This is a genomic window from Spiroplasma sp. hy2, from assembly GCF_044714365.1.
Classification (GTDB): domain Bacteria; phylum Bacillota_I; class Bacilli_A; order Mycoplasmatales; family Mycoplasmataceae; genus Spiroplasma; species Spiroplasma phoeniceum.
In genome coordinates this window covers 1-953 of sequence record NZ_RXFZ02000275.1, presented here as the reverse complement: position 1 = coordinate 953, position 953 = coordinate 1, and the positions used below count along the sequence as shown (strand labels likewise).

Here is a 953-nt window from a genome sequence, read left to right as displayed (position 1 = left end):
YWSATATTAAATCAGTTTATCGCTGAAATGGTAGTAGTGAACCACAAACACCCGAAATTGATGCTAAAACAGGTAAAATTACAAATTGAAACAATTAAAAGAAGTTGAATAAAATATTTAACTTCTTTTTTAAATTTGTAAAATAATTAATGATAATTTTTCATTATTCTTACTAAATAGTTGTAAATTATTAATATTAATTTGTTCTTTTATAGGTAGATAGGAAAATATTATACTATTTGATTGTTTTAAAAAATCAACAACCGCTTTATTTGAATATGATTTTTCATCTTCAACACCATTTTTTCAAAGATATCAAACATCAAATTCTATTAGTTGTAAATATGTATTCCTATCTTTTCCGCTGATTTTAGTTCCAATTGGTGTATTTTCGATTAATTCTAAGTTTATATCTTTTCCTTGAATAATTTTTTCATTTGGTTTTTCAATAAAAATATTTATATCATAGTTTCCATAACCTCATATTCCAGATATTTCAATTTTATTTAATATTTTAATGCTTTGTGAAAAAGATAATTTAATATTTTTTTCGCTTATATGATTAATTAAATCTATTCATTTTAATTTAGAATAAATATTGTTTTTTATTGTAGAAAATAAATTTAATAATTTTTCTAGATTTTCGCTAGAAACAATTAAATTAGTTAGATATTTACCATATTCACCATCTGATAACTTAATTTCAGCAGGAATGAGTGAAGGAATATTGTTTGATTCTAATTCTTTGGTTATTGATAATCAATTAAAATGATTTGATTCTAATTGATGAACATTATTTTCTGAAATATCATTATCTCAAATTTTAATTTCATATTTATTATTTTCATTTTCACTTTTTAAATTTCAATTTGTAATTTTACCTGTTTTAGCATCAATTTCGGGTGTTTGTGGTTCACTACTACCATTTCAGCGATAAACTGATTTAATATYWW

1 protein-coding gene is annotated in these 953 nt (G+C 21.3%); it reads right to left on the bottom strand.

Translation table 4 applies throughout. The features are described 5' to 3' along the window. Positions 1-129 precede the first annotated feature (129 nt). Positions 130-953: hypothetical protein (locus tag EHV01_RS06045; RefSeq protein WP_422066671.1), on the bottom strand; the 824-nt coding region annotated here is incomplete at its 5' end.